Annotated in this window: 24 protein-coding genes; 14 read left to right on the plus strand and 10 right to left on the minus strand. The window is 59.0% G+C overall.

The features are described 5' to 3' along the window. Positions 1-347 (minus strand): Hsp20 family protein (locus QZ268_RS09555; RefSeq protein WP_295451528.1); only part of this gene is annotated, 347 nt, incomplete at its 3' end. Positions 348-525: 178 nt separating this feature from the next. On the opposite strand from QZ268_RS09555, the gene QZ268_RS09560 reads away from it, so the two are divergent. The 3 genes from QZ268_RS09560 to QZ268_RS09570 all read left to right on the plus strand — a co-directional run bounded on the left by QZ268_RS09560 (position 526) and on the right by QZ268_RS09570 (position 2,775). Further along, positions 526-750: a DUF465 domain-containing protein gene (locus tag QZ268_RS09560; RefSeq protein WP_295451530.1), complete on the plus strand. Its 225-nt coding sequence runs from the start codon at positions 526-528 to the stop codon at positions 748-750. Positions 751-1,205: 455 nt separating this feature from the next. Beyond that, positions 1,206-1,706: a 5-(carboxyamino)imidazole ribonucleotide mutase gene (gene purE, locus QZ268_RS09565; protein ID WP_295451533.1), complete on the plus strand. Its 501-nt coding sequence runs from the start codon at positions 1,206-1,208 to the stop codon at positions 1,704-1,706. Next, a complete protein-coding gene (locus tag QZ268_RS09570; protein ID WP_295451535.1) occupies positions 1,699-2,775 on the plus strand; it encodes a 5-(carboxyamino)imidazole ribonucleotide synthase in 1,077 nt (358 codons plus the stop codon). Before purE ends, QZ268_RS09570 begins: the two co-directional genes overlap by 8 nt. Positions 2,776-3,180: 405 nt before the next feature. On the opposite strand, the gene QZ268_RS09575 is transcribed toward QZ268_RS09570, so the two are convergent. From QZ268_RS09575 to QZ268_RS09605, 7 genes are all read right to left on the minus strand, one after another. Next, complete coding sequence (locus QZ268_RS09575) at positions 3,181-4,332, minus strand: alpha-D-ribose 1-methylphosphonate 5-triphosphate diphosphatase (RefSeq protein WP_295451537.1); 1,152 nt, start codon at positions 4,330-4,332, stop codon at positions 3,181-3,183. 20 nt (positions 4,333-4,352) lie between these two features. Continuing rightward, positions 4,353-5,144, minus strand: coding sequence for an alpha/beta fold hydrolase (locus QZ268_RS09580; RefSeq protein WP_295451539.1), 792 nt, complete (start codon positions 5,142-5,144; stop codon positions 4,353-4,355). A 57-nt stretch (positions 5,145-5,201) separates the two neighbouring features. Further along, positions 5,202-6,056 carry a DMT family transporter gene (locus QZ268_RS09585; protein WP_295451541.1) on the minus strand — a complete coding sequence of 285 codons (855 nt, stop codon included), beginning with the start codon at positions 6,054-6,056 and terminating at the stop codon, positions 5,202-5,204. A 116-nt stretch (positions 6,057-6,172) separates the two neighbouring features. After that, positions 6,173-6,754: an N-acetyltransferase gene (locus tag QZ268_RS09590; RefSeq protein ID WP_295451543.1), complete on the minus strand. Its 582-nt coding sequence runs from the start codon at positions 6,752-6,754 to the stop codon at positions 6,173-6,175. A 133-nt stretch (positions 6,755-6,887) separates the two neighbouring features. Further along, positions 6,888-8,540 (minus strand): chaperonin GroEL, encoded by a 1,653-nt coding sequence (gene groL, locus QZ268_RS09595; protein WP_295451544.1) that lies wholly within the window; start codon positions 8,538-8,540, stop codon positions 6,888-6,890. A 66-nt stretch (positions 8,541-8,606) separates the two neighbouring features. After that, positions 8,607-8,894: a co-chaperone GroES gene (gene groES / locus QZ268_RS09600; RefSeq protein ID WP_295451546.1), complete on the minus strand. Its 288-nt coding sequence runs from the start codon at positions 8,892-8,894 to the stop codon at positions 8,607-8,609. Positions 8,895-9,086: 192 nt separating this feature from the next. Next, positions 9,087-9,809, minus strand: a complete 723-nt coding sequence (locus QZ268_RS09605; protein ID WP_295451548.1) for a DUF2161 family putative PD-(D/E)XK-type phosphodiesterase — start codon at positions 9,807-9,809, stop codon at positions 9,087-9,089. A 150-nt stretch (positions 9,810-9,959) separates the two neighbouring features. On the opposite strand from QZ268_RS09605, the gene QZ268_RS09610 reads away from it, so the two are divergent. The 10 genes from QZ268_RS09610 (at position 9,960) to QZ268_RS09655 (ending at position 18,022) form a co-directional block, all read left to right on the plus strand. Beyond that, a complete protein-coding gene (locus QZ268_RS09610) occupies positions 9,960-10,949 on the plus strand; it encodes a TraB/GumN family protein (protein ID WP_295451550.1) in 990 nt (329 codons plus the stop codon). 69 nt (positions 10,950-11,018) lie between these two features. Next, positions 11,019-12,011, plus strand: a complete 993-nt coding sequence (locus QZ268_RS09615; RefSeq protein WP_295451552.1) for a TraB/GumN family protein — start codon at positions 11,019-11,021, stop codon at positions 12,009-12,011. 180 nt (positions 12,012-12,191) lie between these two features. Then, positions 12,192-13,112, plus strand: coding sequence for a manganese-dependent inorganic pyrophosphatase (locus QZ268_RS09620; RefSeq protein ID WP_295451554.1), 921 nt, complete (start codon positions 12,192-12,194; stop codon positions 13,110-13,112). 217 nt (positions 13,113-13,329) lie between these two features. Beyond that, positions 13,330-13,515: a hypothetical protein gene (locus QZ268_RS09625; protein WP_295451556.1), complete on the plus strand. Its 186-nt coding sequence runs from the start codon at positions 13,330-13,332 to the stop codon at positions 13,513-13,515. Positions 13,516-13,531: 16 nt separating this feature from the next. After that, on the plus strand, positions 13,532-13,666 hold the full coding sequence (locus tag QZ268_RS09630; RefSeq protein WP_278923058.1) for a hypothetical protein: 135 nt from the start codon (positions 13,532-13,534) through the stop codon (positions 13,664-13,666). A 231-nt stretch (positions 13,667-13,897) separates the two neighbouring features. Further along, positions 13,898-14,773: a TIGR01459 family HAD-type hydrolase gene (locus QZ268_RS09635; protein ID WP_295451560.1), complete on the plus strand. Its 876-nt coding sequence runs from the start codon at positions 13,898-13,900 to the stop codon at positions 14,771-14,773. Between the two features lie 235 nt (positions 14,774-15,008). Beyond that, complete coding sequence (locus QZ268_RS09640) at positions 15,009-15,452, plus strand: MaoC family dehydratase (protein ID WP_039967094.1); 444 nt, start codon at positions 15,009-15,011, stop codon at positions 15,450-15,452. A gap of 97 nt (positions 15,453-15,549) precedes the next feature. Then, entirely contained in the window at positions 15,550-16,497 is a 948-nt protein-coding gene (locus QZ268_RS09645; RefSeq protein WP_295451562.1) for a bifunctional riboflavin kinase/FAD synthetase, read from the plus strand. Then, positions 16,494-16,964, plus strand: coding sequence for a YcgN family cysteine cluster protein (locus QZ268_RS09650; protein ID WP_295451564.1), 471 nt, complete (start codon positions 16,494-16,496; stop codon positions 16,962-16,964). Before QZ268_RS09645 ends, QZ268_RS09650 begins: the two co-directional genes overlap by 4 nt. After that, the gene (locus tag QZ268_RS09655; protein ID WP_295451567.1) at positions 16,964-18,022 is read left to right on the plus strand and encodes a low specificity L-threonine aldolase; all 1,059 of its coding nucleotides are present in this window, start codon (positions 16,964-16,966) and stop codon (positions 18,020-18,022) included. Before QZ268_RS09650 ends, QZ268_RS09655 begins: the two co-directional genes overlap by 1 nt. A 78-nt stretch (positions 18,023-18,100) precedes the next feature. Here the strand turns inward: QZ268_RS09655 and QZ268_RS09660 are convergent, their stop codons facing one another. Continuing rightward, entirely contained in the window at positions 18,101-18,916 is an 816-nt protein-coding gene (locus QZ268_RS09660; protein ID WP_295451598.1) for an alpha/beta hydrolase, read from the minus strand. A gap of 91 nt (positions 18,917-19,007) precedes the next feature. Beyond that, positions 19,008-19,601: a 2-hydroxychromene-2-carboxylate isomerase gene (locus QZ268_RS09665; RefSeq protein WP_295451569.1), complete on the minus strand. Its 594-nt coding sequence runs from the start codon at positions 19,599-19,601 to the stop codon at positions 19,008-19,010. Between the two features lie 106 nt (positions 19,602-19,707). On the opposite strand from QZ268_RS09665, the gene QZ268_RS09670 reads away from it, so the two are divergent. Further along, positions 19,708-20,730 (plus strand): ribose-phosphate pyrophosphokinase, encoded by a 1,023-nt coding sequence (locus QZ268_RS09670; protein ID WP_295451571.1) that lies wholly within the window; start codon positions 19,708-19,710, stop codon positions 20,728-20,730. Positions 20,731-20,896 lie beyond the last annotated feature (166 nt).

The raw sequence follows: 20,896 nt of genomic DNA on the forward strand, positions 1-20,896 counted from the left end.
AGCAGCCCGTTTTCCATCACAGCTTCACCCACATCGACCCCATCGGCCAAGACAAAGCTGCGCTGGAACTGGCGCGCGGCAATGCCACGATGCAAAAATATGCGACCCTCGGTGTCATCGGAATTGCGGCCCCGGATCACCAACTGGCGATCCTCAACCGTTATGGCCAGGTCCTGCTCGGCAAAACCAGCCACCGCGAGGGTGATGCGATAAGAAAAGTCGGAAGTTTGTTCAATGTTGTAAGGCGGATAGCCTTCGTTACCGGATTTGGCTGAGCGTTCCAGAAGGCGTTCCAACTGCTCAAACCCCAGCATATGCGGGTAAGACCCCAGAGTGAGTTTCGACACGTGTATCGTCCTTTTGCTTCAAAGCGACGTTAATCAGCAGTCCCATGGCGGCAACTGCTTGCATAGAATATGGTAAGTTCTCTCGAATTCTCAAGACTATGGCGACAAGGTCTAGCGGAAAAGACGTTAAAGAAGTATCTTGTCCTCTACCCGAGCCCTTCTGTATTTTGAGTCGCCAATGAATGAATCAGCCGATATTTCCATGAAAACCGATGAGGTTCTCAAAGTGGAGCTGGAAGTGTTTCGCAGGCAGCACCGGGATCTGGACGAGGCAATCACCGCCCTGCAAGAGCGCGGCACCAGCGATCAGCTGACGATACGGCGGCTGAAAAAGCAAAAGCTGGGACTGAAGGATAAAATTTCCCAAATCGAAGACCGGCTGACCCCTGACATCATCGCCTAGCCCGCCCCCTCCTTTTGACATCGCGATACCCCGCCTGATTGGCCCCGCCAAGCCAGCTCTCCCGCGCGGCGGCAGTGGTGGCAAAGCCACCCCACAGGCCCCTTGGGCCCGGCAGCGCGCCTATCGGCGCGCTGCCTTGGCGCGATTATTCATCGCGCCGCACCGCGCAACGCGCGGTGCCATGCCCAACCGGGCATATGGCAGCTTGCTGCCATTTTGCCTGGGCGGGAGCCCCCCTTTTTTCTTGTTTCTTGCCCAAACGGGAGCGCCCCTTCTTCCCTGGGCGGGAGCGCCACCTTGGCGCACTATCAGAACCTTAATCAAAAGCCCGAAACGCGCAGCCCCCACTCGTAGCATTGTCGCATTGCACCACAGGCAAGTTTGACTATAGTGCGGCTTCCTTCCACCCCAGCAGCTCTCCACCGTGGAGACTGCGGCATGACAGGACAGATCACATGCCAAACACCCCCAGCGACATCAAAGTGGGCATCATCATGGGCAGCCAATCTGATTGGCCGACAATGAAAGAAGCCGCCACGCTCCTGGATGAGCTCGCCGTTCCCTATGAAGCCAAAATCGTCTCGGCCCACCGCACCCCTGACCGGCTGTGGTCCTACGGCAAATCGGCAGCGGAGCGCGGCTTGCAGGTGATCATCGCTGGTGCTGGCGGCGCTGCCCATCTGCCGGGTATGGTGGCTTCCAAAACACGGGTGCCGGTTGTGGGCGTGCCGGTTCAGACCCGGGCGCTGTCCGGTGTCGACTCGCTGTATTCCATCGTCCAGATGCCCAAGGGCTTCCCCGTTGCCACCATGGCCATTGGCGCCGCCGGGGCTGCCAATGCCGGGCTCATGGCCGCCGGTATCCTGGCCCTGCAGGATCCTGGCCTGGCCGAACGTCTTGACGCCTGGCGCGCGGCGCTGTCTGCCTCGATCCCTGAGGAGCCCATCGATGACTGATGCACTGAAACCCGGTGCCACCATCGGCATCCTGGGCGGCGGGCAACTGGGCCGCATGCTGTCGGTTGCGGCCTCCCGCCTTGGCTTTAAGACCCATATCTTTGACCCCGGCGCAAATCCCCCCGCTGGCCAGGTGGCAGACCAGGTCACCACCGCCGGCTATGAGGACAGCGCCGCCCTGCTAGCTTTTGCCAATGCGGTGGATGTGATCACCTATGAGTTTGAAAACATCCCCACCGCGGCCCTGGACATTATCGAGTCCCATGGCCCCATTCGCCCCGGCCGCGAGGCTCTGCGGATTTCACAGGACCGCCTGACCGAAAAGACCTTCCTGCAAAGCCTCGACCTGCACATCGCCCCCTTCGCCGATATCACCGATGCCGCCAGCCTAGAGGCTGCCCTTGCCGAGATTGGCACCCCTGCGATCCTGAAAACCCGGCGTTTTGGCTATGATGGCAAGGGCCAGGCCCGCATCATGTCGCCAGATCAGGCCGATGAGGCCCTCAACGCCATGGCAGGTGCGCCGTCGGTGCTGGAGGGCTTTGTCAATTTCAGCCATGAAGTGTCAGTTATTGCGGCCCGTGGCATCACCGGCGAGGTTGCCTGCTATGACCCCGGTGAAAACGTCCACCGCGACGGCATTTTGCACACCACCACAGTGCCGGCCCGCCTCAGCGCCAGCCAGCGCATGGATGCGGTTCTGTTGGCGGCCAAAGTGCTGAACGCACTTGATTATGTTGGCGTGCTTGGGGTTGAGCTGTTTGTCACTCCACAGGGACTGGTGGTGAATGAGATCGCCCCACGCGTCCACAACTCAGGCCACTGGACCCAAAATGGCTGCGCCGTTGACCAGTTTGAACAGCACATCCGCGCGGTAGCAGGCTGGCCCCTGGGCGATGGACAGCGCCATTCGGACGTGGTTATGGAAAACCTCATCGGCGACGATATGGACCGCCTGCCCGAGCTGGCCAAAGAGCGCGACTGCGCCCTGCATCTTTATGGCAAGGCCGAAGCCAAGCCCGGCCGTAAGATGGCCCATGTAAACCGGATTACCCAGCCGCAGAAATAACTCTGACGCGCCTCTCCACCAAACTCCAGGCGCGCGTTTTCGGATGAGAGCGCGCGCCTGGAGTAGTTCGGGCGATACGTTTCAATCGAAACCTTCCCACGTTCCCTGTGATCGTCGCCACTCGCGCCATAGATAATAGGCGGCGCCCCAAGCGACCACACTGAACGCGGATCCCATAAAAGCCACATCCAAACTTGTCTCAAACCAATAGCGCAAAGCAGTCGTTTCCACCCAAGTCGCGGGCTCTCGTCCGACCCTGAGGTAAAGAAGATACTGCCCTGCCTCTGCTTTGGTTTTCAGCACATGCCCTTGTGAAACAAGCGCTGCTATTACCGATATCCCCCAACAGAAAATCGCAGAGACGAAAATACAGTTTCGCACTATCTTTAGCGCCGTCTTCATTCCTCACCCCATGAACCGAGTGGAAATTTCGCCGGACATATAGCTCACCCTCCCGCCGGACAGGGTGGCAGCAACCCGTTCGCTCGCCTTGTCGAGGATCACCATATCGGCGCGTTTCCCGGGCGCAAAATCGCCGCGATCCACCAGCCCCAACAGACCAGCCGGACCAGAAGATACCAGCCCCCAGGCCGCAGACAGATCCAACAGACCCGCGCGTGCCAGCATCAGCGCGGCGCGGCGCGGGCTGGGGTAGTGATAATCCGAGGCCAGCGCATCACACAGCCCCATGGCAATCAGATCCAGCGCCGAGGCATTGCCCTTGTGCGAGCCGCCCCGCACCACATTGGGCGCGCCCAAAATAATGTGATCCCCCCCAGCCCGTGCCGCCTCTGCGGCCTCCAGCGTTTCGGGGAATTCGCTGATCTCTGCCCCGCGCGCGCGCCAGGTGGCGCGATCAGCTGCTGTTTGATCATCATGGCTGCCAATGCGCAGCCCCCTGGCGCGCAGCAGCGCGCACAGTGCATCAAGCGCAGCTGGCACTTCGGCGCTGCGGCCATGCATATCCAGCAGCATTTCAAAATGCCTGTCGGGATTGCGCCCGGCCTTGAGCGCCTGGCCGATCAGCCGAGGTGGCTTTTTGCCCTGGGCCAGACGGTCATGGGGCAGATGGTCGTTAAAGACGATATAAGACAGGCCCCATTTTGCGATCAACTCTGGCAGCGCGGCGTAGTCGTCCAACATATGGGTTTCAAACCTGAGCTGCGGCAACAGATCCGTCACCAGATCTGCGCGCACCTCAGCCACGGCTTCAAAAACCTGGCCGGCATAGTCCGGGCCGCGCAAGCCACCTTCCCAGCTGTAAAACTGCGCCAACACGGCGGTGGTGATGCCATTGGCAGCCAGCTCTGCTTCGGTGGCGACCACCCCTTCGGCCATTTGTTTCATCGCCCCACGCCGGGGCGCCAGATGCCGCTCAAACCCATCCCCATGGGGATCAATTATACCCGGCAGCACCAGATACCCGGTCAGATCCACCCGGCGCCCGCAGGGCTGCGCGGTAATTGCGCCACCCGAAAGCGCGATTTCCCCCGCCTGGTCCAGCCCCGCTGGTGTCAGCACATCCGCCCCCTGAAGGGTCATTTCTAGCATCGTCATTGGCATTGGCCCGGGGGCTCCTACTTAATTGGCGTCAAACCATAGCCGCAGTCCGCCCCAATACAGGTGCCTGCGATCACATCATTCAGGGCATCCAGCCAAGTGATATCCGGATCAAACCGCCCCTGTTGCAGAAAGGCGATCACCTGGGCAATGACCAGCGGGTCATTCATCATAAAGGTATGGGTGACGGGCAGGACTATGTGATCCTGCATCCCCGCAACCCGGGTGCTTGCGACCGAGACCTTCCCGTCATCCGCGCCCGGAATAATCGCCGAAAACACCGGGCTGATGGATTGATCGCCCGCAATAACACCCAGTAAAAAATCCACCGGCGGCAACTTCTTGGGCAGGCTTTCTGCCCCAGTGCCTAGGCTCTCGCCTGCGGGGCCGTTGATCAGGTCAAAAACCGCCCAATCCCCCAGCTCATCCACCACTTCGCTGCCCTGATTGGGTGGCCCCAGCATGACCGTAGCCCCCAGGTTTGGCGGCTGATGCGCCGCAACCTGAAAATACTGCCGCAACAAGATCCCCCCCATGGAGTGGGTCACAAAATGGATGGGCGCATTCGCATGACACTCAGCAATTGCAGCAGGCAGGGTCTGCTCGGCAAGCGCAGCGACTGGAAAGGTCGTCGACTCATATCCCGGTCGCACCACCTGATAGCCGCCGGCTTCAAAAACCTGCTCCATCACCACAAATGAGCTCTCTGATCGCGCCAGCCCATGCAGCAGCACCACGCAGTCGGCCAGGGCCTGGCCTGGGATCACGGCCAAAGCGGTCAGAATGAGAGGTTTGATCAGGTTTTTCATTCCCCTGAGATAGGGTTTGCGGCAGCGCGAGAAAACCCCTTTTTACTGGCGCCTTGTTTACCGGCGTTTTGGGGTCCAGATCACCAGAGCAATACCTGCCAGAACCACCAGCGTGCCCAGGATCAACCGCGCTCCTACAGGTTCCGCAAGGAAGAGCACACCGCCCAGGATCGCCAGCACCGGCACGCTCAATTGGATGGTTGCAGCGACCGCTGGTTGCAACTGCGGCAACACCCGGTACCACAGCGCATAGCCAAGCCCCGAGGTCACCGCGCCAGAAAGGACTGCCAGGACAATACCCGGTCCGGTAACAAGCCCGGTGATCAGCCCGCTGCCCCACGCGGCCCAAACAAAGGGCAGTATCATCGCCGTGGCCCAGATGAAGTTCACTGCGCTCGAGGCCAAGGGATCGCGCACCCCGCGCCCAAGCAGACTATAAGCCGCCCAGCCCAACCCGCTGAGCCCCATGAGCACCGCATCCCACAGCGTGACCTGCAGGTTCTGGTCCGGCCAGACCACATAGGCCAGCCCAGCAAAGGCCACGCCGGCGCCAACCATCTGCCCGATACTGGGGTCACTGCCCCGCAGAGCCCCCCAGCCAAACATGGCAATCTGCACCACACCAAACAAGATAAGAGCGCCAATCCCGGCATCAAGCCCCTGATAGGCCAGACAAAAGCCGACCATATAGAGCGTCAGCGCCGCGCCACCTTTTACACTGGGCAGCAGCGGTTGGCGCAGGCTCCGCCCCCGCAAGGCACAGAGAAGCCCCAACATGGCCGCCCCCGAGGCCAGCCGCAAAAGCCCAAAGCCCAGCGCATCCATATAGCCCCAACTAATCGCCATCCGGCCCAAAACCGAATTGGCTGCAAAAGCGATCAATACAAGAAGAACAAATACGACAAGCTGCATCACCAGGCCTCGGTCAGGCCGACAGTCCCGGCGCAGAGTGGAGTTTCCCTGCGACCGCTACCGCAAGCCCCGCTGCAGAGCAACCATCCCCAGCCCCGCTTTGCAGAAGTTCAACGTCACAATTTTGAGAAGGCAAGCGGATAGATCAGCCTTTCTTCTGGTACATCCACACCACGCTTCAAGATCAGGGTGTGCGATAACGGATAGGGGCTCTGCAGCTTTTGCGCCCGCGCCAGGCTAAAACCACACCGCCCATAAAATGAGGGCTTTCCAAGCACAACAATTACCTCTGGCAGACGCGGTTGCAGATCTCCCGTTACGCCATTGATAAGCCCAGCCAACTCCCGAAGCATACGGCTACCAAAACGCCAGGGTCTGCGGTAGGCCTCCTCCTGCTCCGCACCAACCTCCATGTTCGGGGTATTTTCGGCCAGCCTGCCGCCCTGCCACTCTGGGCGCACAGCCATCGGCGCCAGACAGGCCCAGCCCTTGGGGGTTTGCATCCGGCTGAGCGCAAAATAGCCACCGATCCTGCCCTCCCAGGGCTTTTGAACCTCAAACAGCATATCGCCATCGGCCCGCAGTTGCCGCACCAGCCGCGCCTCGGCGTCGGTGGGAAAAGCCGCATTGAGCAGCCCTTCAACCTCATCCTGCTGGGTTTCAACGACCTTCGTCGAAAAATCCGGACCGACAACCACCAGGTGCCCTCCCTTTCATCTTTCCTTAAATACCTCCGCCGGAGGCAACGCCGCAAAGCAATCCATACCTCTGTATCAAAAAAAAGGGGCCGCCCAAAGGCGACCCCAAAATCATCCGGTAGGATGGCAATGATTACATCATGCCGCCCATGCCGCCCATGCCGCCCATGTCGGGCATGCCGCCGCCAGCTGCGCCGCCGTCTTTCGACGGTTTGTCCGCAACCATGGCTTCGGTGGTGATCAGCAGACCAGCAATCGAGGCCGCGTCTTCCAGAGCAGTCCGTGCCACTTTGGCAGGATCGATCACACCAAAGGCAAACATGTCGCCATATTCTTCGGTCTGAGCGTTGAAGCCAAAGTTCTTATCTTCGCTTTCGCGCACTTTGCCAGCAACCACAGCACCATCAACACCAGCGTTTTCAGCGATCTGACGCAGAGGCGCTTCGATTGCTTTACGCACGATCACGATACCTGCGGTTTGGTCGGTGTTTGCACCTTCCATGCCGTAGAGTGCTTTGCCGGCCTGAACCAGAGCAACACCACCACCAACGATGACGCCTTCTTGCACAGCCGCACGGGTTGCGTTCAGGGCATCGTCAACGCGGTCTTTGCGCTCTTTCACTTCGACTTCGGTCATGCCGCCAACGCGGATAACAGCAACACCGCCGGCCAGTTTGGCAACGCGCTCTTGCAGTTTTTCACGGTCATAATCGGAAGTGGTTTCTTCGATCTGAGCACGGATTTGACCAACACGTGCTTCGATTTCAGCCTTGGAGCCGGCACCGTCAACGATGGTTGTCTCGTCTTTGGTGATTTCGACTTTCTTGGCGGTACCCAGCATGTCCATGGTGACGGACTCAAGCTTCATGCCCAGATCTTCAGAAATCACCTGACCACCGGTCAGAATGGCCAGATCCTGCAGCATGGCTTTGCGGCGATCGCCGAAACCAGGTGCTTTGACAGCAGCAATTTTCAGGCCGCCGCGCAGTTTGTTGACAACCAGAGTTGCCAGCGCTTCGCCTTCAACGTCCTCAGCAATGATCAGCAGAGGCTTCTGCGACTGGATCACCTGCTCGAGCAGCGGAACCATGGACTGCAGCGAAGACAGTTTTTTCTCGTGCAGCAGGATCATGCAGTCGTCGAGATCTGCAATCATCTTGTCAGCGTTGGTCACGAAGTAAGGCGACAGGTAGCCACGGTCGAACTGCATGCCTTCGACAACATCGGTCTCTGTTTCCAGGCCTTTGTTTTCTTCGACGGTGATCACACCTTCGTTGCCAACTTTTTGCATCGCGTCTGCGATCTGCTGGCCGATGGCGGCTTCACCGTTGGCGGAGATGGTGCCAACCTGTGCAACTTCAGCGGAGTCTTTGACTTCGCGTGCCATGTCACGGATGCCCTGAACGACGGTTGCAGTTGCCAGGTCGATACCGCGCTTCAGGTCCATTGGGTTCAGACCAGCTGCAACCTGCTTCAGGCCTTCTTTGACGATGGCCTGGGCCAGAACGGTGGCAGTGGTGGTGCCGTCGCCTGCTTCGTCATTGGTGCGGGAAGCAACTTCCTTGACCATCTGGGCGCCCATGTTTTCGAACTTGTCTTCCAGTTCGATCTCTTTGGCAACGGAAACACCATCTTTGGTGATGCGTGGCGCACCAAAAGATTTGTCCAGAATGACATTGCGGCCTTTGGGGCCCAGGGTCACTTTGACAGCATCAGCCAGTACGTTTACGCCGGCCAACATGCGGTTGCGGGCATCGGTGTCGAATTTGACGTCCTTAGCAGACATGTTTTATTCTCCTCGAGAAAAGTCTTCTTAATTCAGCGTGATATGGGATCAGAGAAGCCGGAAGGCTTACTCGATGATACCCATGATGTCGCTTTCCTTCATCATCAGCAGCTCTTCGCCGTCGACGGTGACTTCGGTGCCGGACCATTTGCCGAACAGGATGGTGTCGCCAGCTGTAACAGCCATTGCGATCAGCTCACCATTGTCCTTGCGCGCGCCTTCGCCGGTTGCGACGACCTGGCCCTCGCTGGGCTTTTCCTTGGCGGATTCTGGAATGATCAGACCACCAGCAGTTTTTTCTTCGCTTTCGGTACGACGAACCAGCACGCGATCGTGGAGTGGTTTCAATGCCATCTTTGCAGCTCCTTATAAGGCTCAAAGGTTGTTATCTCTATCCCCCTGCTCCCCGCAGAGGGCGTTATCACTCACAGGTAGCGAGTGCTAACGAACGAATAGCTAGGCAGCAGCGGCGCATGAGTCAACCAAAATGGGAAAGAAAATTTTAGCAATCGTATGAGCGCAGATCCGAACAGCAAACGGGGCTGCTCACTCAGGGCGTTTATCTGCGACCTGCCCTGCCTCTGACAGCCCACAATCCGCCTCTGGCTCCCAGCTATAGGCCCAGTGTTTCAGCCCGTCACGGCCTGCTTCGGTAAGTTGGTAAATACCGGTCGAAACCCGCTCGAACCAGCCATAGTGATTGGCAGACATCAGCCCAGTGGCCCGGCCTACCCCGGTTGCCTTGGCCACCGCTGAGCCCTTGGTGGCGCCGGCCTCGGCCAAATGCGCGGCACAGCGTAGCGCATCCTGGCGATAGGCGGTCACGATACCATGTCGGGTCGCGCCGCCTGCATTGGGATCGCCCTGCAGTTTTTCAAACTCACGCAACAGCCGCTGCTGGCGCTTTTTGGATTTGCGCGGCGCGTAGGGGCCGGGATCGCAATGCACCTCGCAGCGCCCATCCGGCAGCACCGTGATCAGCCCCAGCGACAACCGGCGGCACAGGGCCAGATTATCCTTGAGCATCCGTTTGGCCTGACGCCCCTTGGGACGGGGCACGGCGATATAGACCAGATCCGTGACCGACTGGCGGGCAATCGCCTGATGAAACAAAGACAGCGAAAACCGCAGCTTCAGCTCAACAATCACTGGTTCCTCACCGCCGCGCCGCGCCATCACATCAGCGGCCCCCACCTCGCCCTTGACCTCATAGCCTTGGGCCTGCAGCAGCGCCTTTACGGGAGGGTAGAGTTGATCTTCGCGGTCCATGGGGGATGCTTGGCAGGTTGTTGCGCACAGTTCAAGCGGCGCTGCCGGGTGACACCAGGGCCCACTTCGCGCCAGAGCTGTGTTATCGACTTGCTATTTGGCGGCTCTCACTTCTAGCTTTTTGACAGCGAATCTAATGAGACTGAGCCCATGATCCGAATATTTGCATTTCTTTTTGCGGCTTTGCTGGCTGTTCAGTCTGCCCATGCAGCCTGCCGCGGTGCAGATTTTCGCGATCACCTGCCGCCCAGCGAAACAGCATGGCTGGCGCGCCAGATGGCCGCTACCCCCTATTCCACCGGCAACCACTGGATCGCCCGCAAAGACGGTCAGTCACTGCATGTTATTGGCACCATGCACAGTGGTGACAGCCGCATGGCCCGGGTGATGCGGCGCCTACGCCCCATCATTGCCCAGGCCGATGCGGTGTATTTTGAAGTCACCCGCGCGGAAATGAAATTGGTCAAGGATCAGATGAAAATACGGCCAGAAGCCTTCCTGCTGCCGCCCGGGCGCCGGTTGCAACAGCTGATGAGCCCCAAAAGCTGGGAACAGTTTGAGCTTTTTGCCTCGATGTCCAATGCGGACATGGAAACCATTCAAAGAATGCAGCCCTGGGCCCTGAGCCTGTTTCTGATCCCCGGTGGCTGCCGCCCCTTTGGATTTGGTCTCAAACGGGGATTGGATGACCGGATTGAGCGTTTTGCAGCCCGCAAAGGCATCCCTGTTGGCGGATTGGAGACCGCAGGCACCGGATTTTCCGCCCTGGCCCGCCTGTCCCTGCGCGATCAGGTCAGCATGCTCGAAAACGAGGTGGCATTCCTGCTCTCTGACGCTCCCGAAAACGCAACAGCCGTAGAAGCCTACTTTGACGAAAGCGTCTGGCAGGCCTTCCTTCTGGAGCCCCGCATTGCCAGCCAGTATATTGGCGTTTCGGCAAAAGAGCTCACCCGATTGGACCGTGCATTTTATAGTAATATGCTGGGGTGGCGGAACAAGCTCTGGATCAAGACCATTCAGCAGATCAAAGGCGAGCAAGTGGTGATCGCGGTGGGGGCAGCGCATCTGCCGGGCAAAGAAGGCATTCTAAACCTGCTCAAACAGCGCGGCTACAGTTTGGAACGCGCTGCCTTTAATTAAGATCTCCCCTTCAAACGGCGCGCGCCAGGGTGCGGGCGGCCACCCCCTACCCATTTTCCTGGAGCAACGATGCGACTGATTATTTCCATTCTATTCCTGTTGCTGCCTGCCCTGCTACCGGCCTGGGCGCTGGCCGCCTGCACCGGCACCGACCTGCGCAAGACGCTGTCTCCCCAGGATCAGAGCTGGATTGACACCAGGATTGCCGATGCCCCCTTTGCTGAGGGCAATCACTGGATCGCCCAGCGCGGGGCGCGCAGGATCCATGTCATCGGGACCCTGCATTTGAATGACCCTCGTCTGCAGGCCATTACCGCCCGCCTGGAACCGGTTCTTGCCGCTGCCGACACGCTGCTGTTGGAGATAACCCCAGAGGACGAAGCAAAGTTACAAGCGCGTTTGGGTAAAACTCCTGAGCTGATGTTCATTACCCAAGGCCCGTCTTTGATTGACCGGCTGTCCGCCGAAGACTGGGCCACCCTGTCCGGTATGGCACAGAAACACGGCATCCCCGGCTGGATGGCGGCAAAAATGCGGCCTTGGTTTCTGGCCATGTCGATGTCCGTTCCGCCCTGCCTCAGGGGCAGCAAGGCCAGCAAGCTAGGCCTTGATAAGCGGCTGCAGAAACAGGCCAAAGGCAACGATATTCCGATGCTGTCCCTCGAAGATCCGATAACGATCTTGCAGGCGATGAATGCGGAAACGCTGGACGAACAGCTGCGCCAGATGCAGCTCTCCCTAAGCTTGATGGGACAGGGCGCGGACGAATTCGTCACATTGACCCACAGCTATTTTGAGCAGACCAGCTGGCGCTACCTCGCCATGGTGGAGCGCCGGTTCTACCAAAGCTCTACCTTTGAAGAAGACGAGGCCAGACAGCTGTGGGATGAGGCTATGGACCTGATGCTGGTGCACCGCAACGCAGCCTGGATCCCAGTGATCGAAGCCACCCAGGGGACCACGCTGGTGGTGGCTGTTGGCGCCCTGCACCTGCCAGGAGAAACCGGCATATTGAACCTGCTACAACAGCAGGGATACAGCCTGACGCGCGCCGCGTTTTGACCCTGCATATGCCCCCGAGACGGCGCGCTTCGCCCGGATCAGCCTGATCAGAGACCAAAAGCCAGCAAATGCCGCACTGCGTGAACCACATTGCCGCATTGCACCCCTGGTGGGGTGACAAGGGATTTCACCCTGTTATAAGGCGCTCAAATTCTCCCTTTTTGTTCATAGGATAGCATCATGACCGTCCAAGTTCTTGGCCACAAATCCCCTGACACCGATTCCACCGGCTCCCCAATCATTTGGGCCTGGTACCTGAACGAGATCAAAGGTGTTGCCGCCGAAGCCAAACTGCTGGGCGAACCCAATACCGAAGCCGCCTTCATGTTGCAGCGCTGGAACCTGGACAAACCTGCAATCATCGCTGATGTGGCGGACGATCAGCCAGTTGTCATCGTCGACACCAACAACCCGGCCGAGCTGCCCGCCAATATCAATGGCGCCGATGTGCAGGCCATCATCGACCACCACAAACTGGTTGGCGGGTTGGAGACCAAAGGCCCCATCGACATCACCATCCGCCCGCTCGCCTGCACCGCCACCATCATGTATGATCTGATCGGTGACGACATGGCCAAGATGCCCGACGCCATCAAAGGCGCGGCGCTGACCTGCATTCTGTCGGACACGCTGGAATTCCGCTCCCCCACCACCACCGACCACGACCGTGCCGTAGCCGAAAAGCTGGCCGCTGATCTGGGCATCGATATCGCCGCCTATGCCGCTGATATGTTTGCTGCCAAATCCGATGTGTCGTCCTTTTCGGACGCCGAATTGCTGCGCATGGACAGCAAGGAATACGCGGTTGAAGGCACCAAGTTCCGCGTCTCAGTTCTGGAAACCACAGCCCCTGCGGTGGTGCTGGACCGTCAGGCCAGCCTGATGGAGACAATGACCACCGTCGCCAGCGAAGACGGTGTGGATCAGGTTTTGCTGTTTGTGGTGGATATCCTCAACGAAGAAGCCACCCTGATGGTGCCCAACGATCTAGTGAAAACCGTTGCCGAGAAAAGCTTTGGTGTCTCTGTTTCAGGCGACTCGGTTGTGTTGCCCGGTGTGATGAGCCGCAAAAAGCAGATCATTCCAAACCTGAAAGTCTGAGCAGGCGGTCCCCACAGCATCTGACCGCTGACTGTTTTAGGGCGTCCCAATGGGGCGCCCTTTTTGTGCCCGCCTAAGTTGTTCTGCCCTGTCACGCTGACATGCCCCCCCCCCGCCAGATTGACAGCGGATAAAAATCACCCACTGGGTTCTTTTTGTATATACAAACGATATTCATTGTAGTAACAAAGTTACGCTTACCAAGGAGCCAACACAGATGGCCAAAGCCGAAAAGACCAAAAAGGCCCGCAAGGATGCCCAGCTTATCATTCGGATATCGAAAGAAGAGCGGGATGATTTTGTGGAACTTTGCGACGGGCTGGACACCAGCGCCGCCCGTGAAATTCGCCGCTTCATCCGTGGGTTCCTGCGTGAGCACGACAACACTAATTCTGAAACTTGAGACAAGGACAAACGTCATGAGCAAAAAAGCCGACGCCAAAAAAGCAAAAATCAAAGACCTGAAAAAAGAAGTCAAACTGCGCGCAGCCAAAGTAGCCCGCCAGGAAGAAAAACTGAAAGCCGCTAAAAAAGCGCTGAAGAAAGCCGCCTAAGCGCTGCTTGTTACCTCTGGCCAGCGGCACTTCGGTGCCGCCGGTCCACATGCCTGAACCTGTGATACCGCTTTCTTTTCCCATGTAACGGTTTGCAGGCGATTTCCCCCTGCGCCAGTGCGGCCTGCGCGTTTCGCGGTGGCATCAGCCGGGGAACTCGGTCATATCTAGCCTCGCACAGCCCAGCCCGTCAAAACCAGACGGCGCGGCGCAGACAGGAAAGGCGCATATATGACCCGCATCATTCAATCACTCGCAGAGGTCTCCGACCGCTACAGCGCGCTTTTTGTCGACCTATGGGGCTGCGTCCACAATGGGGTTACCGCCTTTCCCGAAGCCGTAGCCGCGCTACAGGCCTACCGCGCCAACGGCGGTATTGTGGTGCTGGTGACCAATTCGCCAAAGCCCCGCGCCGGGGTGGCCGGGCAGCTGGCTGAATTTGGCGTCCCAGAAGACGCCTATGACACCATTGCCACCTCTGGCGATTCTGCCCGCTCGGCGATGTTTACGGGCGCCGTGGGCAGCAAGGTCTATTTCATGGGGGAATGGCAGCGGGACGAAGGCTTCTTTGAGCCGCTAAATGTCATTCACGATCCGGTTGAGATCACCCGCGCGCCCCTGGCTGAGGCTGAGGGCATCGTGTGCTGCGGTCCCTTCGACACCATGGCCGACCCCGATGTAAACCGCGCTGATTTTCTGCTGGCCAAGCAAAAGGGCCTGAAACTGCTCTGTGCCAACCCCGATATCGTCGTGGATCGCGGTGAAAAACGGGAATGGTGCGCCGGGGCGCTGGCACGGCTCTATACCGAGATGGGCGGCGAGAGCCTCTATTTTGGCAAACCCCATCCGCCGATTTATGATCTTGCCCGCCGCCGCCTGGCCGAGCTGGGCACCGACATCGCCGATGGCGATATTCTGGCAATTGGTGACGGCCCCCATACGGATATCGCTGGCGCCATGGGAGAGGGGATCGATTCCCTCTTTATCACTGGCGGCCTGGCAGCCCGTGAAACAAAAACCACCACCCAGCTCGATGCTGCAGCGCTAAAAGCCTATCTCGAACAGGAAAAATCAGCGCCGACCTTTAGCATCGGCTTCCTCAGGTAGATAAATTACACATACTTTTCATGTACCTAGCATACTCGCGATCCGCAGCACCATCGCTATAGGCGCCGGTTCAGCTGTGCTCGGCCATGCCTAATTCAGAATTCTGAGCAGACAGACGCCGTCAAAAACCTCTTGATTTTCTGCACCTGCAAAGTAATAAAGTTGCCAGCATGCGCCCTTTGGCGCCTGAAAATTTCAAGAGCCCCTCAATAGGGGAGATCTCATGGAGGATCAAATGTTGGACAACATGCCACGCGGAACCATCTGCATCGAAGACATCGAAATGGGTATGACGCGCTTTGTCCGCAAAGTGATCACCGATGAAGACATCGAAATGTTCAGCCAGGTCTCCACCGATCGCAACCCGGTGCATCTGGATGACGACTACGCTCAGGACACCATCTTTCAGGGACGCATCGCCCACGGTATGCTCACCGCCGGTCTGATTTCTGCGGTCATTGGCGAACAGCTGCCTGGCCATGGCACCATCTACATGAGCCAATCGCTGAAATTTCTGGCCCCGGTGCGCCCCGGCGATCTGGTGCTGGCCGAGGTTGAGGTGACGGATATCGTCATCGACAAACGCCGGGTCAAACTGGATTGCCGCTGCATGGTTGACGGCAAAAAGGTCCTGGTCGGCGAAGCCATGGTCATGGCCCCTTCGCGCAAGTTCGACTAGGTTCTCCCCACCCCCAGCAAGAGGTGAACACAGCCTCTTGCAAACTTCCGCAACGCCGCCACTTGCAAGCCTCTTTGCAGAGCGCTAGGCAGGCGATATGCGCATCATCCGAGACTATCAATTTGTAGAGCAACAAGACCGTGGCGCCAGCGTCGCGATCGGCAATTTTGACGGCGTCCACCGGGGCCATCAATCTGTTATTGATCTGGCTCGCGCCGCCGCGCCGGAGGCTCCGCTGGGGGTGATGACCTTTGAGCCCCACCCGCGCGCCTTCTTTGCGCCGGACGCCCCGCCCTTCCGCCTGATGTCCCCCGAAGCCCGGGCCTCGCGCTTGGAAAAACTCGGGGTCGAGCGGCTGTATCAGCTGAACTTCAACGCCGCCCTCTCCAGCCTGCCCCCAGAAGACTTTGCCCGCAAGGTCATTGCCGAGGGGCTGGGCCTTGCCCATGTGGTGGTTGGCGCTGATTTCTGCTTTGGCAAGGGCCGCAGTGGTACCGCTGCCGACCTGCAGCGCTTTGGCGCCGAGATGGGCTTTGGCGTCACCATCGCCCCCTTGATGAACCATGCGGACAATACCGTCTCCTCCACCGCCATTCGCACCGCCCTCAGCGAAGGCCGCCCCCGCGATGCCGCCGCCATGCTCAGCCACTGGCACCGGATCGAGGGCGAAGTCATCGGCGGCGAGCAGCGCGGTCGTGACCTTGGCTTTCCCACCGCCAATATGTCCATCGACGGGCTGCACCCGCCTGCCTTTGGCGTCTATGCGGTACTGGTGGATGTGTTGGATGGCCCGCATCAGGGTAGCTATCAGGGCGCGGCCTCTGTTGGGGTGCGGCCGATGTTTGATGGCGCACATCCCAATATCGAAACCTTCCTGTTTAATTTCACCGGCAACCTATATGGCGCGACCCTCTCGGTCGCCCTGGTGGACTACCTGCGCCCGGAGATGAAATTTGACGGGCTGCAAGCGCTGATCGACCAGATGGATGCAGATTGCGCCCGTGCCCGTGATATTCTGGACGCCGAAATGCAGGCCCCAACATGAACGAAGGTATTGACCGCAAAGGTCTGAAAGCGCGGTTCTGGGAAACCACGCCTCTGAAGCTGCTCAACCAGCAGGAATGGGAAGCCCTTTGCGATGGCTGCGGCAAATGCTGCCTCAACAAACTTGAGGACGAAGACAGCGGCGAGATCGCCCTGACCCGTGTGGCCTGCCGGTTGCTCGACGACAACAGCTGCCAATGTGCCCATTATGAAAATCGCCACCAGTTCATCCCCGAATGTATCGTGCTCCGGCCCGATAATCTGGACAGCCACGCTTATTGGATGCCGCAGACCTGCGCCTACCGTCTGCTCTGGGAGGGCAAGCCCCTACCGCAATGGCACCCTCTGCTGACCGGCGACCCCAATAGCCCTCACGCCGCAGGCGTCACCGTGCGCGGCTGGACCGTTTCCGAATTCGACACCCCGGAAGAAGACTGGGAAGACCATATCATCGAGGAGCCTATCTGATGTTTTTTGCCTCTGACAATTCCGGCCCGGTGCCACCACAGGTTCTGACCGCGCTGGCAGAGGCAAATTCCGGCTACGCCATGGGCTATGGCGCCGATGCAGAGATGGCAGAGGTCACCGCCCGGATCCGCGAGATCTTTGAAGCCCCCGAGGCTGCGGTCTTTTTGGTGGCCACTGGCACCGCCGCCAATGCCCTGGCGCTTTCGACGCTTTGCCAGCCTTTTGAGACCATCTTTTGCACCCCCACCGCCCATATCCACGAAGACGAGTGCAACGCGCCCGAATTCTACAGCGGTGGCGCCAAACTGACCCTGGTGCCCGGTGCGCCCGGGTTTGACGACAAGATGACGCCAGAGGCTCTGCGCGCCACCATCGCCAAGGAGGAAACACGCGGCATTCACGGACCACAGCGCGGGCCGGTCTCCGTTACCCAGGTGAGCGAACGCGGCACGATCTACTCTCTGACCGAACTACAGGCGCTCGCCGCTGTGACCAAAGAGTTCGACCTGCCCCTGCATATGGATGGCGCCCGCTTTGCCAATGCCATGGTGGCCCTGGATTGTACCCCGGCTGACATGACCTGGAAGGTTGGCGTAGACGCGGTCTCCTTTGGTGGTACCAAAAACGGCCTTCTTGGGGTCGAGGCGGTGATCTTCTTTGATCCTAAACACGCCTGGGAGTTTGAGCTGCGGCGCAAACGCGGTGGTCATTTGTTTTCCAAGCACCGCTATCTTTCGGCCCAGATGCTGGCCTATCTCACTGATGATCTGTGGCGCGACAACGCGGTCAAAGCCAATGACAACTGCGCCTATCTGGCTCAGGGGCTGCGCCGCGCAAAGGCCCCCTTTCTGCATGAGCCACAGGCCAATATGATCTTTGCCGCCCTGCCCCGCGCAACCCACCAGCGCCTGTTTGATGCAGGCGCCGCCTACCACCTTTGGGATGCCCCCCTCGACGGCGATCCCAAAGAGCAGGTTGCCGCCCGCTTTGTATGCGACTGGGCAATTGAAAAGCAGCAGATTGATCAGTTCCTGTCCCTGATAACCCAACCAGAATAACCAGCCGCCCCACTTTCATCTTTGTAAAAACATTCCGGGGGCCGCGCCCCCTCCATGGTCCTCAAGCCATACCAGCCCTCAGGCCATCCCAGTCCAGAACTGTCGCAGCAGACCCGCTGTCACTGCGGTATGGGTGATGGGCAACATATGGCCAGCCTGCGCAACCACTTCGCAACGGGCCTGCGGCAACCGTCGCGCCAAACCTTCATTTATCACCGGCATCACTGGCTGGCTGGCACCGCCGCTGAGCAAAAGAACCGGCATCTGAACCGGGTCCAGGGCGCCGGGTTCCAAGACCCCCTTGTCGTCCAGATAAAGCGTTTCATAGCTTGTAGGGACCGCACGCATCGCCCGCACCATGGCTGCCCGTGCCTGCTCGGACAGCTCTTCCCATTTTGGCTTCCCGGTGCCCCACATGCGATTAAACAGACGTGTCGCCTGCTCGACCTCACCGGCCTCAAAAAGCGCATTAAACGGCGCCTCTTTTGCCTCCAGCGCCGCCTGCAGCTCTGGTGTCTCTTGTCGGGCAACTGCAAAAAGCACCGGCTCGATCAGCACCAGGCTTCTGATCTGCTCCGGGCGGGCCTGGGCCATACGCAGGGCCACGGTCGCCCCAAAAGAGTGACCAATCAGGTCAACCTGCCCTGGCTCCCTGTCCAGCAAAGCCAAACCAGCCGTCAGATTGGCAGTTTGAAAATCCACAGCTTCATCCCAATCCGGGCTGCGGCCATGGGAGAACATGTCAAAGGCCGTGAGCGTGATCTCATCCTTCATCACCTCCGCCAGCCCGCGCCAAGCCCCGGAATGCGCCAGCGAGCAATGCACCGCCAAAACCCGGCGCGCTCCCGCTCCAAAACTGCGGCAATATACGTCGCTCACCCTGCCATCCTTCATCACTTGCTCTCTCACTTGTTTGGCTCTTGTGCCGCGCCAGTTTGCCCAGGCCAACACGGGGGCCTGAGCCGGGGTCTCCGTATGGGCGGGATTATCCTGCCAGATGCTGTTCCAGATCCTCGATCCGATCCTGGCCCCAGAACCGCGCCCCGTCCTCAGTAATATAGAAGGGCGCGCCAAAGACCCCTGCCTTGAGAGCCTCCTCAAGGTTTCGCGCATATCTCTCCGCGCCGACCAAGAGCCCGCTATCCGCCAGCGCGGGGTCAAAGCCGGCGCTGGTCAGACAGGATTTGATCACCTCATCCTGGGCAATATCGCGCTCCTCTACCCAGACCGCATGCATCAGCCCATGTACCAATGCGCCCAGATCACCGCCCCCTGCAGATTGCGCCGCGATGATCGCGTAGGACGAAGGCGCAGCATTGGTCGGCCAATGTGCTGGCTGCAGATTGATTGTCAGCCCATTCTTTTTCGCCTGCCGCTGCAGCTCGATCAACCGGTACTCCTGCCGCGAGACGTGACGTTCCTTGGGCGGCGTGCCGCCGGTGCTGCCATAGAGCGCCACAATATCCATCGGTTTGTAGTTGATCTGAACACTCTGCCGCGCCGCAGCCGCCTCCAACCGTGTACCAGCCAGATATGCATAGGGTGACAATGTCGAGAAATAATAATCAATGGTCGTCATGGTGGTTTTCTCCCGCTTAGAACTAGGCTGGACGCTACGCACATGTTAAGCGGTGAGCAAGATCACGAATCTGTCACATAGCCATTGCTGCCGGGGATATCAGCCAATGCCGACTTTGCACGAACCCAAGCTCATCGCTGGGAACGCCAACCTCCCGCTCGCCACTTCCATTGCCCGCCGTATGAGCATGCACCGCGGTGTCGACCAAGGCCTGGTCGATGCCCGCGTTGAACGTTTTAACGACGGTGAGATCTTTGTTGAGGTCTACGAGAACGTGCGCGGCGAAGACATGTTTATCATTCAGCCGACCTCCAATCCGGCCAACGACAACCTGATGGAGCTTTTGATCATTTCGGATGCCCTGCGCCGCTCTTCTGCGCAACGTATCACCGCTGTGATCCCCTATTTCGGCTACGCCCGCCAGGACCGCCGCACCAAGGCCCGCACGCCGATCTCGGCCAAACTGGTCGCAAATATGCTGACCGGCGCGGGTATCGAGCGGGTTCTGACCATGGATCTGCATGCCGCGCAGATCCAGGGTTTCTTTGATATTCCGGTGGACAACCTTTATGCGTCACCGATCTTTGCGCTGGATGTGAAAAACCAGTTCAAGGACAGCATGGACGAGCTCATGGTGGTTTCTCCCGATGTGGGCGGCGTTGCCCGCGCCCGCGAGTTGGCCAAACGCATCAACGCGCCGCTATCGATCGTCGACAAACGCCGTGAAAAAGCCGGCGAAGTCGCCGAGATGACCGTAATCGGCAATGTGCAGGACAAGATCTGCCTGATCATTGACGACATGTGCGACACCGCCGGCACCCTGTGTAAGGCTGCGCAGGTGCTGCTGGACAATGGCGCCAAAGAGGTCCACGCCTATATCACCCACGGCGTAATGAGCGGCCCTGCGGTGGAACGCGTCACCAATTCGGTGATGAAGTCACTGGTGCTAACCGATTCCATCCAGCCCACCGAAGCCGTAAGCAATGCGCCCAACATCCGCATCCTGCCCACGGCGCCGCTGTTCACCCAGGCGATCCTGAACATCTGGCACGGCACCTCGGTGTCCTCGCTGTTTGAAGACAAGACCCTGATCCCAATCTACGAGTCGCTGTATTCCAACGGCGTCTAAGCCCGCACCACCCCCATCACAAAGGCCCCGCGCAGCACTCTGCCGGGGTCTTTTTTATTAAGTATAAGTGGTAATGCTGCAAGAGCACAGCTGCAATCTCAAGGTCAGCAATGAGCCCATTGCGGCTGATGCTGTACCGGGCACGAGCGGCAGCGACGCGCAGAAA

It is taken from the genome of uncultured Pseudophaeobacter sp. (assembly GCA_905479575.1).
Lineage (GTDB): Bacteria > Pseudomonadota > Alphaproteobacteria > Rhodobacterales > Rhodobacteraceae > Pseudophaeobacter.

What these genes read in the sequence shown, in the direction of transcription:
- QZ268_RS09625 (WP_295451556.1), top strand. Translation starts at nt 13,330, where the DNA reads ATGGCCAAAGCCGAAAAGACCAAAAAGGCCCGCAAGGATGCCCAGCTT.
- QZ268_RS09605 (WP_295451548.1), bottom strand. Translation starts at nt 9,809, where the DNA reads ATGGACCGCGAAGATCAACTCTACCCTCCCGTAAAGGCGCTGCTGCAG.
- groES (WP_295451546.1), bottom strand. Translation starts at nt 8,894, where the DNA reads ATGGCATTGAAACCACTCCACGATCGCGTGCTGGTTCGTCGTACCGAA.
- QZ268_RS09620 (WP_295451554.1), top strand. Translation starts at nt 12,192, where the DNA reads ATGACCGTCCAAGTTCTTGGCCACAAATCCCCTGACACCGATTCCACC.
- QZ268_RS09575 (WP_295451537.1), bottom strand. Translation starts at nt 4,332, where the DNA reads ATGACGATGCTAGAAATGACCCTTCAGGGGGCGGATGTGCTGACACCA.
- purE (WP_295451533.1), top strand. Translation starts at nt 1,206, where the DNA reads ATGCCAAACACCCCCAGCGACATCAAAGTGGGCATCATCATGGGCAGC.
- QZ268_RS09635 (WP_295451560.1), top strand. Translation starts at nt 13,898, where the DNA reads ATGACCCGCATCATTCAATCACTCGCAGAGGTCTCCGACCGCTACAGC.
- QZ268_RS09640 (WP_039967094.1), top strand. Translation starts at nt 15,009, where the DNA reads ATGTTGGACAACATGCCACGCGGAACCATCTGCATCGAAGACATCGAA.
- QZ268_RS09630 (WP_278923058.1), top strand. Translation starts at nt 13,532, where the DNA reads ATGAGCAAAAAAGCCGACGCCAAAAAAGCAAAAATCAAAGACCTGAAA.
- QZ268_RS09660 (WP_295451598.1), bottom strand. Translation starts at nt 18,916, where the DNA reads ATGAAGGATGGCAGGGTGAGCGACGTATATTGCCGCAGTTTTGGAGCG.
- groL (WP_295451544.1), bottom strand. Translation starts at nt 8,540, where the DNA reads ATGTCTGCTAAGGACGTCAAATTCGACACCGATGCCCGCAACCGCATG.
- QZ268_RS09570 (WP_295451535.1), top strand. Translation starts at nt 1,699, where the DNA reads ATGACTGATGCACTGAAACCCGGTGCCACCATCGGCATCCTGGGCGGC.
- QZ268_RS09655 (WP_295451567.1), top strand. Translation starts at nt 16,964, where the DNA reads ATGTTTTTTGCCTCTGACAATTCCGGCCCGGTGCCACCACAGGTTCTG.
- QZ268_RS09585 (WP_295451541.1), bottom strand. Translation starts at nt 6,056, where the DNA reads ATGCAGCTTGTCGTATTTGTTCTTCTTGTATTGATCGCTTTTGCAGCC.
- QZ268_RS09615 (WP_295451552.1), top strand. Translation starts at nt 11,019, where the DNA reads ATGCGACTGATTATTTCCATTCTATTCCTGTTGCTGCCTGCCCTGCTA.
- QZ268_RS09645 (WP_295451562.1), top strand. Translation starts at nt 15,550, where the DNA reads ATGCGCATCATCCGAGACTATCAATTTGTAGAGCAACAAGACCGTGGC.
- QZ268_RS09610 (WP_295451550.1), top strand. Translation starts at nt 9,960, where the DNA reads ATGATCCGAATATTTGCATTTCTTTTTGCGGCTTTGCTGGCTGTTCAG.
- QZ268_RS09665 (WP_295451569.1), bottom strand. Translation starts at nt 19,601, where the DNA reads ATGACGACCATTGATTATTATTTCTCGACATTGTCACCCTATGCATAT.
- QZ268_RS09560 (WP_295451530.1), top strand. Translation starts at nt 526, where the DNA reads ATGAATGAATCAGCCGATATTTCCATGAAAACCGATGAGGTTCTCAAA.
- QZ268_RS09580 (WP_295451539.1), bottom strand. Translation starts at nt 5,144, where the DNA reads ATGAAAAACCTGATCAAACCTCTCATTCTGACCGCTTTGGCCGTGATC.
- QZ268_RS09650 (WP_295451564.1), top strand. Translation starts at nt 16,494, where the DNA reads ATGAACGAAGGTATTGACCGCAAAGGTCTGAAAGCGCGGTTCTGGGAA.
- QZ268_RS09670 (WP_295451571.1), top strand. Translation starts at nt 19,708, where the DNA reads ATGCCGACTTTGCACGAACCCAAGCTCATCGCTGGGAACGCCAACCTC.